The 13,159-nt window shown below is 73.9% G+C and carries 13 protein-coding genes and 1 pseudogene; 6 read left to right on the plus strand and 8 right to left on the minus strand.

Features of this window, described 5'->3' with window-relative positions; all coding sequences use genetic code 11:
• Nucleotides 1-66: 66 nt before the first annotated feature.
• Nucleotides 67-1,074, plus strand: a complete 1,008-nt coding sequence (locus tag ACFVWU_RS19270; protein ID WP_387622159.1) for an NADP-dependent oxidoreductase — start codon at nucleotides 67-69, stop codon at nucleotides 1,072-1,074.
• 102 nt (nucleotides 1,075-1,176) lie between these two features.
• Here ACFVWU_RS19270 and ACFVWU_RS19275 read toward each other — a convergent pair whose 3' ends face one another.
• The 8 genes from ACFVWU_RS19275 to ACFVWU_RS19310 all read right to left on the minus strand — a co-directional run bounded on the left by ACFVWU_RS19275 (nucleotide 1,177) and on the right by ACFVWU_RS19310 (nucleotide 9,406).
• Nucleotides 1,177-2,499: a HEAT repeat domain-containing protein gene (locus tag ACFVWU_RS19275; RefSeq protein ID WP_387622161.1), complete on the minus strand. Its 1,323-nt coding sequence runs from the start codon at nucleotides 2,497-2,499 to the stop codon at nucleotides 1,177-1,179.
• 67 nt (nucleotides 2,500-2,566) lie between these two features.
• Nucleotides 2,567-4,642 carry a HEAT repeat domain-containing protein gene (locus ACFVWU_RS19280; protein WP_387622164.1) on the minus strand — a complete coding sequence of 692 codons (2,076 nt, stop codon included), beginning with the start codon at nucleotides 4,640-4,642 and terminating at the stop codon, nucleotides 2,567-2,569.
• 52 nt (nucleotides 4,643-4,694) lie between these two features.
• Nucleotides 4,695-5,474, minus strand: a complete 780-nt coding sequence (locus ACFVWU_RS19285) for a class I SAM-dependent methyltransferase (RefSeq protein ID WP_387622166.1) — start codon at nucleotides 5,472-5,474, stop codon at nucleotides 4,695-4,697.
• A gap of 83 nt (nucleotides 5,475-5,557) precedes the next feature.
• Nucleotides 5,558-6,166, minus strand: a complete 609-nt coding sequence (locus tag ACFVWU_RS19290; RefSeq protein WP_387622169.1) for a response regulator — start codon at nucleotides 6,164-6,166, stop codon at nucleotides 5,558-5,560.
• Nucleotides 6,163-7,350 carry a sensor histidine kinase gene (locus ACFVWU_RS19295; protein ID WP_387622172.1) on the minus strand — a complete coding sequence of 396 codons (1,188 nt, stop codon included), beginning with the start codon at nucleotides 7,348-7,350 and terminating at the stop codon, nucleotides 6,163-6,165. The genes ACFVWU_RS19290 and ACFVWU_RS19295 overlap by 4 nt, the downstream gene beginning before the upstream one ends.
• A gap of 15 nt (nucleotides 7,351-7,365) precedes the next feature.
• Nucleotides 7,366-7,779, minus strand: a complete 414-nt coding sequence (locus ACFVWU_RS19300; protein ID WP_387622174.1) for a hypothetical protein — start codon at nucleotides 7,777-7,779, stop codon at nucleotides 7,366-7,368.
• Nucleotides 7,780-7,848: 69 nt separating this feature from the next.
• Nucleotides 7,849-8,487 (minus strand): GNAT family N-acetyltransferase, encoded by a 639-nt coding sequence (locus ACFVWU_RS19305; protein ID WP_387622177.1) that lies wholly within the window; start codon nucleotides 8,485-8,487, stop codon nucleotides 7,849-7,851.
• Complete coding sequence (locus ACFVWU_RS19310) at nucleotides 8,471-9,406, minus strand: class I SAM-dependent methyltransferase (protein WP_387622179.1); 936 nt, start codon at nucleotides 9,404-9,406, stop codon at nucleotides 8,471-8,473. Before ACFVWU_RS19310 ends, ACFVWU_RS19305 begins: the two co-directional genes overlap by 17 nt.
• A 439-nt stretch (nucleotides 9,407-9,845) precedes the next feature.
• On the opposite strand from ACFVWU_RS19310, the gene ACFVWU_RS19315 reads away from it, so the two are divergent.
• The 5 genes and pseudogenes from ACFVWU_RS19315 to ACFVWU_RS19335 form a co-directional block, all read left to right on the plus strand.
• Nucleotides 9,846-11,486, plus strand: coding sequence for an ATP-binding protein (locus ACFVWU_RS19315; RefSeq protein ID WP_387622181.1), 1,641 nt, complete (start codon nucleotides 9,846-9,848; stop codon nucleotides 11,484-11,486).
• 17 nt (nucleotides 11,487-11,503) lie between these two features.
• Entirely contained in the window at nucleotides 11,504-11,890 is a 387-nt protein-coding gene (locus ACFVWU_RS19320; protein WP_380616702.1) for a roadblock/LC7 domain-containing protein, read from the plus strand.
• A 63-nt stretch (nucleotides 11,891-11,953) separates the two neighbouring features.
• Nucleotides 11,954-12,313: a DUF742 domain-containing protein gene (locus ACFVWU_RS19325; protein WP_380616703.1), complete on the plus strand. Its 360-nt coding sequence runs from the start codon at nucleotides 11,954-11,956 to the stop codon at nucleotides 12,311-12,313.
• On the plus strand, nucleotides 12,294-12,911 hold the full coding sequence (locus tag ACFVWU_RS19330; protein ID WP_387622185.1) for an ATP/GTP-binding protein: 618 nt from the start codon (nucleotides 12,294-12,296) through the stop codon (nucleotides 12,909-12,911). Before ACFVWU_RS19325 ends, ACFVWU_RS19330 begins: the two co-directional genes overlap by 20 nt.
• Before the next feature lie 39 nt (nucleotides 12,912-12,950).
• Nucleotides 12,951-13,159 (plus strand): annotated as a pseudogene (locus ACFVWU_RS19335) (cytochrome P450); the annotation flags it as partial.

The following is a 13,159-nucleotide window of genomic DNA, read 5'->3' on the forward strand; positions in this document are numbered from 1 at the left end:
TGACTAAGCGCTTGCTTACACTCATGTCCCTGCCCTGCTGAACCCGAGCACGCCCCAGGAGATGCCATGACCGGAGTGAACCGTCAGATCCGCCTCGCCCGCCGACCGGTCGGGGAGGTCCGGGCGGAGGACTGGGCGCACGGCGAGGAGCCCGTGGGCGTGCCGGGCGACGGCGAGTTCCTGGGGCGGACCCGGTACATCTCGCTCGACCCGGCCATGCGCGGCTGGCTGGACGACCGGCCCTCGTACCTGCCGCCGGTGGGCCTGGGCGAGGTCATGCGGGCCGGGTCGGTGGTCGAGGTCATCGCGTCCAACCACCCGAAGTTCCAGGTCGGCGACCACGTGGTGGGCACCTTCGGGGTCCAGGAGTACGCGGTGTCCGACGGCAAGGGAGCACTCACCGTGGATCCCGCGCTCGCTCCGCTGTCGACGTACCTCGGGGCGCTCGGGATGCCCGGGATGACGGCCTACTTCGGGCTGCTGGAGGTCGGGGCGCTCAAGGAGGGCGAGACCGTGGTGGTCTCCGGCGCAGCCGGGGCCGTCGGCACCCTGGTCGGGCAGATCGCCAAGATCAAGGGCTGCCGGGTGGTCGGGATCGCGGGCGGTCCGGAGAAGTGCGCGCTGCTGACCGACGAGCTCGGCTTCGACGCGGCGATCGACTACCACGCCGAGGACGTCCGCAAGGCGCTGCGCACCCACGCCCCGGACGGCATCGACGTCTACTTCGACAACGTCGGCGGCCCGATCCTGGACGCCGCGCTGACCCGGCTGGCGATGCACGCCCGCGTGGTGATCTGCGGCGCGATCAGCCAGTACAACACCGAGAACGCCGTGCAGGGCCCGTCCAACTACCTGTCACTGCTCGTGCGGCGGGCCCGCATGGAGGGCTTCGTGGTCTTCGACTACGCCCGCCGCTACGCGGAGGCGGCCGCCGAGCTCGCGGGCTGGATCGGCGACGGCCGGATCAAGGTCAAGGAGCACGTGGTCGAGGGCACCGTGGACGACTTCCCGGAGACCCTCGGCATGCTGTTCCGCGGCGAGAACACCGGCAAGCTGGTGCTGCGCCTGGCGTGACGGACTCCTCGGGCGGCCGCCACCCCTGTGCGGCCGCCCGAGGCCCGATCGGAACCGATCGGAACCGATCGGAACGGCGGCCCGGCTCGACGATCCGGACGGTCAGGACAGCCGGTTGCGGGAACGGTAGTGCCAGAGGGCGTTCACCCGGTGGTCAATCCCGAACCCGGGTCCGAGCGGGCCGACCCGCTCGTACGCCTCCTCGGTGCGCGGGTCGTCACGGCGGGCCAGGGCGCACGCGCCCTCCAGACGCATGAGCTGGTCCTCCTCGTCCAGGAGAGCGGCGAGGGCCTCGGTGACTTCGGGCGTACGGTCGGGGGACGCGGAGAGGGTCTCGGCGGACCGGGCACGGACACCGGGGTCGGGGTCCTGGATGAGCCTGAGCAGCGCTGCCCGGAAGTTCGGGGTGAACTCACCAGGATATCCCGGGACTTGGGCGATCACGGCCCGGACAGCGGGGTCGGGGTCGTACGACAGCGCCAGCAGGGCGGCCGTGGCGGCCTCGCTCGGCGCAATCCCGTCCCGGCTCAGGCAGTGCGGCACCTCGCTCCGCACCCGCGGATCGGCGTGGTCCGCGTACCGGAGTCCGACCGCCTCCTGCCCGGCGTGGCCCCAGTCGGTGTAGACCTCCAGGACCACGGCGAGGACACGGCCGTCCGGTTCGTCGAGCACCCAGTCCGCCAGGAACTCCACGTCTCGGTCCGTGTCCGGGCGGGCCCGGTGGCCGGCGAAGAAGTGACGGCACCCCAGAACGTCCGCGAGCAGCCGCCGGTGGACCGGATCGGGATGGTGGCGCAGCGCGACCAGTTCCGACCAGTCCTGCGGGGTCGAGCGCCCGCCGAGGGCGAAGCAGGCGGCGGACCAGTTGGCGTGGCACGCCTCCGGGTACGGGACGGCCCGCGCGACCAGCTCCGCCACCGGCGCCGCGATGCCGAACGCCTGCTCCAGCGCGGTGAGGACGCCGCTGTGGCCGGCCCGCACGGTCAGGTCGCCGAGCGAGACCTCCTCGACGTCGGTGTACTCGTCCTCGACCCATCGCCGGACGGCCGGGCCGGACGCCCCGGTACGGCGGCGCAGTTCCTCCTCCTCGCCGACCTCCCACCAGTGCCGGGCCGAGTCGAGCAACCGACGCCGGGAGGTCTCCGGCAGTCCGGCGCCCGAGTCGCTGCCGAGCAGGGCCCCGACCAGCGCCGGGGAGCCGAGGTCGACGGCCCGCAGCAGCGGGGTCGTACCGTCCGGCAGTTCGCGGTCGGCATCGGCACCGGCCTCCACCAGGGCCTCGGCCGTCCCGTAGTCGAACCCGGCCACGGCGGCGCACAGCAGCGGCAGACCGTCCGGACCAAGGGCGTTCGGGTCGGCACCGTCCTCCAGCAGGGAGCGCACGGTGGCGGCGTCCCCGGCGATCACAGCTTCGTTCAGATCCATCCGACAGCACGCTATTCGGAAGCGGGCCGGGGCGGCGATCGATTAGTCGACCGCCCCGACGCACGGTTCAGTTGCCTGCCAGAACGGCGCGCAGCCGATCGTCCTCGCGGACGATGCTGTTCGTGAGGCCGAAACCGACGATGCGCCGGTCCCTCTCGGCGAGTTCGGTGACGCGCAGGCGCTGGTGGGTGCTCAGCGCGGCGGCGCCGAGACTCTGGAGGGCCTCGCAGGCGCCCGCGACGTCCGCTCCGGTCTCGGCGGAGTGGAGGGCCGCCTCGACGAGCCGGTCGAGGTCGACGGTGTCGGGGTCGGCGACGTCCAGCAGGGCGAGGGCGGCGGCGGAGGCCTTCTCGGGGTCGGCGAGCAGGTGTTCCAGGCGCGGGACCAGTGGCCGGGCGGCCGCGCCGAGGTTCCTGATCGCGCGGAGCGTGCGGACGACGGTCCAGCGGTACCAGAGCTGGTTGCCGGCCGTACGGTCCAGGACGGAGGCGAGGATCGTGACCGCCTCCTCGGCGTCGCCGGTGATCTGCCAGAGAGCGGTGGCGATGGCGATGTCGCCGTCCAGCTGCGGGGTGGTCGGCTCGGCGTCCTCACTGACCGCCGCGCGCAGGGCGGGGAGCAGCCCAGTGGCGACCGCGCCCAGGTCGGCGGCGGCCCGGGCCGCCTCGACGAAGTCGCGCGGGACGGTCAGTCCCTCGGTGGCGGCGCGAAGCAGGACGTCGGTCTCGCCGGTGAGGGTGTGGTGGGCGCGGGCCGCGAGGAACCCGGTGGCGGCCCGCAGGACGGCGCCGGCCCGCTCGCGTTCGGCCTGCGGGCTGTCGGCGGCGACGGCCGCGATGGCGGTAGCCGCGTACTGACATCGGGGCAACACCGCGTAGAGCTCGGGCAGCGCGGCGGCGGCCCGCGGACCCCACTGGCACAGCAGGTGGACCAGGTCGATGGTCTCGTTGGTGCCGAGACCGTCGGCGGCCAGCCGCGCGCGGACGGCGGTGAGCAGCGCCGGGTCGAAGGGGAAGGCGGGGCCGTGGTAGTCGCCCGCGGCGTCGAGTGCGCGGGGGCGCCGGTCGAGGTCCCGGGCCAGCAGCGGGGCGGCCTGCCTGGGCGCGATGCGGACGAGTACGGCCAGCGCCCGGTCGGCCGCCTCGTCGTCCGGTTGGGCGGCGAGTTCGGCGAGGACGGGCGCGGCCTCGGCGGCGGCCGGGCCGAGCTTGCCGAGCAGGGTCGACGCCGGGTGCTCGGCGGCGAGCGGGGCGATGGCCGGGACCAGCCGCCGGGGGGCGCTGCGCGAGAGGTGGCAGGCGTGGTCGGCTGCGTCGACCGCCTCGGCCCGCACCTCGGCGCGCTCTTCGCGCAGAGCGGCGTCCAGCAGCGCGAAGGCGCTCTCGCGGTCGGTCTCGGTCCCCCGGCCCAGCAGGCCGTCGACGACCGCGTGCAGTGCCGTGCGGCGATGCATGCCGTACCGGTCGACCGTGAGTTCACCCGAGGGCAGAACGCCGAGGGCGGCATCGTGGTGGGCGTCGGTCCACGGTTCCTCGGCGTCCAGGGTCACGTGGAGCGCTGCCAGTCGCAGCGGCGCGGGCGTGGACTCGCCGAGCAGCGCGCGGGCCTCGATGGTGGCACCGGAGAGGTCCACGCGGCCGAGGGCGATGAGCAGTTCGGCCCGGACGCCGGGGTCGGCCTCGGCCACCCAGCGGCTCCGCAGGGCGGCGGGGGCGGCCTCGGTGTCCCGGGTGTGGCCGACCGTCCAGGCGGCGAGCGACCGGACGTCCGCCTCCTCGTGCGCCAACAGCGGTATCAGCACCGGGATCTGGGCGGCCACAGCGGCCCGGACGGCGCCCGGCGTGATCCCCCACTCGTCCTCGCTCTCGGCCAATCCGCCCAGCAGGCAGAGGACTTCGGCCGCCCCGAACTCGGCGGCGGCGGCGATCCGGGCGAGGTACGGGACGGCGTCCACACTGGCGGGGAACACCGTGCCCTGGTGGAGGATGCACGAGTACAGCTCGGAGATCGCCTCCTCGGCGTCCCCGCCGCCCTCGGCGAGGGCACGCAGCAGGTCGGGCAGGTCCTCGGCGGGACCGTAGGCGTGCGAGACGGAGGCCCAGGGGTGGGCGTCGAGGTCGGCGAGGGCGTCGGCGGAATCCATGGGCGTGATCTTCGCAGCCGGCTCTGACGGACTCCGCTGTCGATGCGACGCCTCACAGCCGCCGGGTGCGCAGCACGCCGGTCAGCATCGGCAGGGTGAACTCGCCGTGGGCGGTCTCCGGTCGACCGGCGAGGAACTCGCGGATCCGGCCCAGCAGGGCGTCCCGTTCCCGCTCCGGCAGGACCAGCACCCCCGCTCGGGTCGCCAGGGTCGCGACGAGCGAGTCGGCGGTGCGGCGCTGCCCGTGCGGGAACTCGACCTGCTCCGACGAGCCGAACCGGGCGGGCCCGCCGTTCTGCGGAAGGTGCGCTCCGGCCGTCTGGACGCGCCAACTGGCGGGCGTGTCACGCGGGCCGATGGCCGCGCTCCCGCTGACGTCCGCGAGCCCGGCCACCCAGTCGACCCGGTCGTCCATCAGGTTCCAGAGGCCGGCCAGGACGCCGCCGGGTGCGAGGACCCTGGCGATCTCCGGCCCCGCGACGGCCATGTCGAACCAGTGCATGGCGTTGCCGACCAGTACGGCGTCGACCGAGGTGTCCGGCAGCGGGATCGACTCGGCGCTGCCCGACAGGCCGCGGACGGTCGGCAGCGAACGGCGCAGCTCGGTGAGCATCGCCGGGTCGGGCTCGACCGCGATGACCTCGGCGCCCATCGCGATCAGCGTGGCGGTCAGCTTGCCGGTTCCGGCACCGAGGTCGAGCACGCGCGGGCCGGGCGCAGGTGCGAGCGCCCAGCGCACCGCGTCCTGCGCGTAGTCCGGACGGTGCTCGGCGTAGGCGGCCGCCGCCGCACCGAACGACGAGGCGTGGAGCAACTGTTCATCATGATTCACACCGTCAAGCTAACGGTGCGACGGGCGGTCGGTCACCGTATTCGCCATTTCGGCGACAGGCACCCGATGGCGTCACCAGCGGGTCAGAGCCAGCCGCGCTCGTCGGCGACGCGCAGGGCCTCGGTGCGGTTGCGGGTGCCGGTCTTGGCGATGGCGGAGGAGAAGTAGTTGCGGACCGTGCCCTCGGAGAGGTAGAGCTTTCCGGCGATCTCGGTGACTCCCGCGCCCGAGCGGGAGGCGTCGAGGACGTCGCGCTCGCGGGCGGTGAGCGGGGAGGCGCCGGCCGCGAGGGTGGCGGCGGCGAGTTCCGGGTCCACCACCCGCTCCCCGACCGCGACCCGGCGGATGGCGTCGGCGAGCATCTCCGCCGGGGCGTCCTTCACCACGAAGCCGAGCGCGCCCGCCTCCATGGCGCGGCGCAGGTAGCCGGCGCGGCCGAAGGTGGTGAGGATGACGACCCGGCAGCCGGGGGCCTGCTGGGCGAGGACCGCGGCGGCCGCCAGGCCGTCCAGTCCGGGCATCTCGATGTCCAGCAGGGCGACGTCCGGGCGGTGCTCGCGGGCCGCCTCCGCGACCTGGTCGCCGCGTCCGACGGCGGCGACCACCTCGAAGTCGTCCTCCAGGTCGAGCAGGGCGCGCAGCGCGGTGCGGACGAGTTCCTGGTCCTCGGCGAGCAGCAGGCGGATCGTCATGTCGTCCCTTCGGAGGCGGAACCGGGGCCGGAGTCGGTGTCCGTGTCGGTGTCGGACTGCGGGACGGTGACCAGCAGTCGCCACCCGCGCGGGTCGAGCGGGCCGGCCTCGACCGTACCGCCCGCCGCCGCGACCCGTTCCCGCAGGCCGGTCAGGCCCTTGCCGACCCCGACCCCGACGCCGACCCCGGCTCCGCCACCGCCACCGCCTGTACCGTCGTCGCGGATCTCCACCGAGGAGGCGGTGAGGGCCACCGAGCAGCGGGCCGCCCGGGCGTGCCGGACCACATTGGTGATGCCCTCGCGCACCACCCAGCCGAACAGTTCGCGGTGCTCCGGCCCGACCGCGTCCGCGGCCCGGGGCAGGTCGGCCACCACCCCGGCGGCGCGCAGCAGTTCGCGGCCGCGGGCCACCTCGCCGGCCAGACTCACCTCGCGGTAGCCGGTGACGGCGCCGCGCACGTCGGAGAGCGCCTGGCGGGACAGTGTCTCGACGGCCGCCATCTCCGCCACCGCGTGCTCCAGATCCTTGCCCGCCAGGCGTTGGGCGAGCCGGGACTTGACGGTGATCGCGGTGAGCGAGTGCCCGAGCAGGTCGTGCAGGTCCCGGGCGATCCGGTTGCGTTCGGCCTCGGAGGCGAGCCGCGCGACCTCGGCCCGGGCGGCGACCAGGGCCTTGTTGGTGGCGGCGATCTCGGCGAAGGCGCCGCAGGTGAGCGCGGTGAACAGCAGGGCCAGCGCCTGGAATCCGCCGGGCCCGGTGTGCCAGGCGGGTACGGCCCAGGGCAGCAGCAGCGCGGCCAGTGTACCGATGGTCACCGCCCGGGCGGCGTACTTCCGCCAGACCACCGCGATCTCCGAGACGATCACGGTGGCGAGGTAGAAGGCGTCCCCGTGGGCGAACGGCAGTGCGGCGAGGAACAGGACGGTCATCACCACCAACAGCGGTTTGATCCACTGCCGTTGGCCGCGTCCGAGGGCGAGTGCGGTGAGCACGTAGCAGAGGCAGAACGCGGCGACCACGGCGTACCCGGCGACCGTGGCCGCCCCCGAGACGTCGCCGGCCAGGGCCACGGCGGTGAGTGCCGGGAAGACCAGCATCCCGGTGCCCAGCAGGAGCCGCCGCCAGCCCCCCGCCCACTGGTGGGCGGGGCTCGGCGCGGTCTCATGGTCGAGGTCGATCACCCTCGCGTCCCCCTGTCAGAGCGTGGCGAACAGCGTACGCAGCTGCCGTCCGTTGATCACCACGGCCACACCCAGCAGCGCGACGCCGCACAGGCCCTGTTCGATCTTCATCCAGACCGGGAAGGTCCCCGGCACGGCGATGATCGCGACGATAGCGGCGATCATCACGGCCGAGAGGATCCGCAGCCGCCGGAAGGCGCCGCGGGAGCCGCCGGCCGCGCGGACGGCGAGCAGCAGGGTGACGGCGGCGCTGGCCACGACGATGGTGCCGCGGATCCAGACCGCCGGGGTCACGACGTCGGTGTGGGAGCGGAGGGCGAATGCGGCCGCCAGCGTCAGGACGCTGAGGCCGAGGTAGACGGTCACGAATCGCCGGACGGTGCGGAAGGCCCGACGGGTGTCGGGGTGGTGCAGATCGGTTGAGGTCATGCCCCCATCGTGGCCGCGGGGCCGACCCGCCCGGCAGTGTGCTGGCACACCGTCGCACCATGACAATTGTCAGCCCCTCAGCGTTGGCGAGTCCGGGATCGGTCGGCACGATGCCGGGTGATCAGAGCCGGGCGGGCCGCCCGGCGCAACCGGATGGCCGGGCCCGACCCCGCGTCGGTCCAGCAGGCACACCATGTGCAGCTTGACCACCGCCCGCCCGTCCACCAGGACGGCCCGCGGCTCCCGACCCCACACCTCGAACCCGCAGGAGGTGTAGAGCCGCAGCGCCGGTTCGTTGCCCTCCGAGACGGTCAGCAGCACCTGGCGCAGCCGCCCGTCCTCAGCGGCCGTCGCGAGCACCCGCTCGACCAGGGCGCGGCCGATCCCCCGCCCGCCGGCGGCGCGCGCCACCGCCATGCCGTACAGGGTGGCCTTGTGCCGTTCCTGGTCGCGCCGGTGGACCCGCAGTCCGGCGGTGCCGAGCAGTGTGCCGTCGCCGCTGAAGGCGCCGAGCAGGGCGCCCGGCCCGTCCTCGGCCTCGGCCAGGCGCTGGAGCGTGTCGGCCGGCGGCTTGGCGCTCTCCTCGGCGTGGCTGGAGGTGAAGGCGCTGGGCGTCTCGCGCAGGGCGGTGAGCCGGAAGGCCCGGTACGGTTCGGCGTCCGCCCGACCCAGGCGGCGGACGGTCACGGGCTCAGCCGAGACGGGCACGGGTGCACCTCGTCACGTACGGCATGGCGATCCGCTCCCGGCCGGCCAGGTCCGGGTGGGTGGCGAGCAGCTGCTCGACGTCGGCCAGCAGGCGGGCGCGCTCGGTCTCGGGCAGGGCGATGACGTAGCTGCGCGAGGCGACCATGTCGATGATCCCGGCGGGGGTGGTGGGGTGCTCCCAACGGATCTCCAGTCGCTCGGGCGGGCCGAACGGGGCCGGGAGCAGCGGCGCGGTGTCGATCCGCTGGCGGGTGGAGCGGTGCATCAGGGCGCCGAGTTCGGCGGCCCAGGGCTGGGACTCGTCCCGTTCGTTCCACACCAGTGCGAGCGTTCCGCCGGGGGCGAGCACCCGGGCGATCTCGGGGACGGCGGCCGCCTGGTCGAACCAGTGCCAGGCCTGGGCGACCACCACCGTGTCCACGCTGCCGTCCGGCAGCGGGACGTGTTCGGCCGAGCCGGCCCGGACGGCCGCCTTGGGTACGGCGGCGGCGAGCCGGGCGCGCATGCCCTCGTCGGGTTCGACCGCGACCACGTCCAGGCCGGCTTCGACCAGCAGCCGGGTCAACTTGCCCGTTCCGGCGCCGAGATCGAGCACCTTGCGGGCCTCGCGCGGCACCGCCGAGCCGATCAGCGCCTGCGGGTAGCCGGGGCGGCCGTGCTGGTAGGAGTCGGCGGCGACGCCGAAGGAACGGGCCTGCAGTCGCCCGGCCCAGCGCCGGGTCGCTCCCTGGCGGGTCATTCCGCAGGCCCGGCCGATCTCCTCCCAGGTCGCCGTCTTTCCGCGCCGCAGTTCCTCGACCAGTCCGGTACGCCGTTCCTCCAGGGCCGCGATCACCCCTGACAGCCGCCGCAGGCCGTCCAGTCCTCCCCCGTCGGCCACATCGTCCGCCACCCGCTGACCAAGATCGTCCGTGTTCATGGCCCCGCACTGTAGGCACCGGGCATGCGAATCGTCAACACCCATTGCCTTCGAGGGCAACGAGTGTTGCGCCACGCCGGGCGCAGGCCCGAGGCCCCCCGCACGAGTGACGGCGGGCCGCCGCGAGCGGCACTTAGCACGAACTCACCACCACGCGCGGCAACTTGGGCCGGAAACCCTTCACATGAGCGAATCCTGGCCGGGTTGCCGGTGCGGGCGCTCCGGGGCGAGAAGCCTGGTGGCCGGGCGGTGGTCGACCCGGACTGCGACTGGTGTGCGAGATGTCTGCCATGTCCGGCAAGTTGCCACAAGTCGGTTGACGGACAGTATTTTTGAGCTTCCGTCAGGATTGTCCTGAACTTGGCTATGCTGCAGCACCACGCCTCCGGAGCCGGTCGTCGCCCGTCCCCGTTCTGTTCCGATCGTTTGAGGATGCCGAATGCTTCGAGCTGGATCGTCACCCACCAGACGGCGCCCCGCGCCTCTGCTCGGCTGGCTGCTGCCCACCGCCGTCACGGCGGCGGCGGTGGCGGCCGCCGCGGTGGTGGTGTCCGTCGGGGCCCGGGCCGAGGTGCTGTGGTGCGGGGCCACCGCCACCGTGCTGGTGGCCGTGGTGACCGCCGAGTCCGCCCGCCGGGGCCGGGCCCTCGCCGAACTGCGCGACGAACACACCCGGCGGGTGGACGAGTTGCAGCGCAAGCTGGCCGGCCAGGAGGACGAGATCGAGCGGCTGGCCTCGGCCGAGCTGCGCAGGGTGGTCGGCGGCGCCCGGTACGGCTCCTCCATCGACGTGCTGCTCAAGCCCTTCGAGCGACCGAACCCACTGCTCTCCCGGAAGTTCCGCGGTTCGGTGGAGATGGTGGTGCGCGGCATCGCCCAGGCCGTCGACGACGAGGTCAGCCGGCGCGACTCCGCCGAGCGCGCCTTCGTCAACCTGGCCCGCCGGGTCCAGGCGATCATCCACCGCCAGGCCAAGGACCTGCGGGAGATGGAGGACCGGCACGGCAACGACCCGGCGGTCTTCGACGACCTGCTGCGCCTGGACCACGGCAACGCCCTGGTCGGCCGCCTCGCCGACTCCATCGCCGTCCTCTCCGGCGCCCGGCCCGGCCGCCAGTGGACCCGGCCGATCGCGCTCTACAGCGTGCTGCGCGGCGGCATGTCCCGGATCCTGGAGTACCAGCGGGTCGACCTCCACCCGGTGGCCCAGATCTCCGTCACCGGCCCGGCCGTCGAACCGCTGATCCACGCGGTGGCCGAGCTGCTCGACAACGCCACCCGCTACTCCCCGCCGCACACCCACGTCCACCTGAGCGCCTCCGAGGTGCAGAGCGGGATAGCGATCGAGGTCGAGGACGGCGGCCTCGGACTCACCGACGAGGCCCGGGTCCGCGCCGAGCGCTCGATGCGCGAGGCGATGGTCTCCAAGGACTTCGACGACCTCACCGAGTCCCCCCGGCTGGGCTTCGCCATCCTCGGCCGGCTCTGCCAGGCGTACGGCTTCCAGGTGTCGCTGCGCCGCTCCGCGTACGGCGGCGTGCGCGCGGTGCTGGTCGTGCCGCAGGAGTTGCTCACCACCGCTCCCCCGACCGGGCGGGCGCACGGCATCGGCGCCTTCTCCGGCCCGCGCCCGCTCCCGGCGACCCCGCCCCGGCACGCGGCCCCCTCCCGGCCCTGGGGCGCGCGGAACGCCGCGCCGTCCTCCGGTGTCGGTCCGTCCTACGGCTCGACCAACCCCTGGGGGCCCTCCGGCCCGGGGGCCGGGGACGACGAGGTGATCGTCACCGAGCGGACGGCCAACGGCCTGCCGCAGCGCCGGCGCAGCCGGCCGACCGGGCGGGCCGCCTTCGCCACGCCCCCGCCGCGCGCCACCCAGCCCAACGGCCCCACCGCGGGGCCGGCGGCGGGCCCGGCGGCCCAGGCACCAGGCCCGGCCAAGAAGCCCGGCCTGTGGCTGGAGGCGTTCATGGACGGCTACAAGGGCACCGGCGGGTCGGCGAGTCCGGCCGGACAGAGCGGTGCCGAGCAGAGCAGTGCCGGACAGACCAGTGAAGAGACGGCAGGGAAAGGCGAGCAGTGATTCCGCACCGCAGCAACATGGACTGGATCCTCAACGACCTCGCACACAGCGTCCCGTACGTGCGCCACGTCATCGTGCTGTCCGCCGACGGCCTGCGGATCGCCCAGTACGGCGCCGACCCGGACACCGCCGACCGCCTCGCCGCCGCCTGCGCCGGGCTGCAGAGCCTGGCCGCCGCGGTCGGGCACGAGTTCCCGCACGGCAACGGCTCGATGCGGCTGGTCGTCATCGAGGTGGACGGCGGCTACTTCTACCTGATGTCGGCCGGCGACCGCGCCTTCCTCGCGGTGCTCGCCGACGAGGGCGTGGACGCCGGGCTGGTGAGCCACCAGATGCGCGACCTGGTGGACCGGATCGGCGAGCACCTCTCCACGCCGCCGCGCAACCCCGAGGCGGTCGCGTGAAGCGGCCCCCGGCCCGGTACGGCGGTGGGGCGGACACATGAACGAGCTCAGTGAGGCGGTGACATGACGGCCGACCAGGGCGGCTGGGACGGACCCGAGCCCGATCGCCTCTACGTGATCACCCGAGGCCGCAGCGGCCCCTCCGGGCCGGGCGTCTTCGACCTGGTCACCCTGATCGTCTCCCGGGCGGAGCCGACCCCCGCCATGCAGCCCGAGCACGCGGCCATCCTGCGGCTGTGCCGCTCCCCGCTCTCGGTGGCGGAGGTCTCCGCCTATCTCGAACTGCCCACGAGCGTGGTCATCGTCCTGCTGGCGGACCTGCTCGACGACGGGCTGATCGAGGCCCGCGCCGCCGTCCCGGCGGCGGAACTCCCCGACCGTGCCCTGTTGGAGGCGGTGATCCATGGACTTCAGCGGCTCTGACACGGTCGTCGGCCCGGCGAGCGCGGACCTGCTGCCGGACACCGTCAGCACGGCGGTCAAGGTGGTGATCGTCGGCGGCTTCGGCGTCGGCAAGACCACCCTGGTCGGCTCGATCAGCGAGATCCGCCCGCTGACCACCGAGGAGACCATGACCCAGGCCGGCGTCGGCGTGGACGACCCGACCGGGGTCGAACGCAAGACCTCGACCACGGTGGCCATGGACTTCGGCCGGATCAGCATCAGCGACAAGCTCGTGCTGTACGTCTTCGGCACCCCCGGGCAGGAGCGGTTCTGGTTCCTCTGGAACGGCCTGTTCGAAGGCGCGCTCGGCGCCGTGGTGCTGGTGGACACCCGTCGGCTGGAGGTCAGCTTCGAGGTGATCGGGCGGCTGGAAGACCGTGGTGTGCCCTTCGTGGTGGCCGTCAACGGCTTCCCGGAGGCGCCGAGTTACCCGCTCGACGAGCTGCGCCAGGCGCTCGACCTGCCGGCCGACGTGCCGATCGTCGCCTGCGACGCGCGCAGCCGCCACTCCAGCCGGGACACCCTGATGACGCTGATGCGCTACCTGTACGAGCTCGCCGCCCCGCGCGTCGGCTGACTCCCCCACTCCCTTCCGTACCTCGTGACCGGAGATCCTGTGACCACCCCGTTCCCCGACGCCGCCCCCGTCCCGCCGCCCGGCTGTCCGGCCCACGGCCGGGGCATCGAGCCGATCGGCCCCGGCGGCCTGCGGCGCCTGTACGGCCCGGAAGCCGAGGCCGACCCGGCGGGCCTCTACGAGAAGCTGCGCGCCGAGTACGGCGAGGTCGCCCCGGTACTGCTGCACGGCGACCACCGGGTCTGGCT

This window comes from Kitasatospora sp. NPDC058190 (genome assembly GCF_042883685.1).
In the GTDB taxonomy this organism is placed as follows: Bacteria; Actinomycetota; Actinomycetes; order Streptomycetales; family Streptomycetaceae; genus Kitasatospora.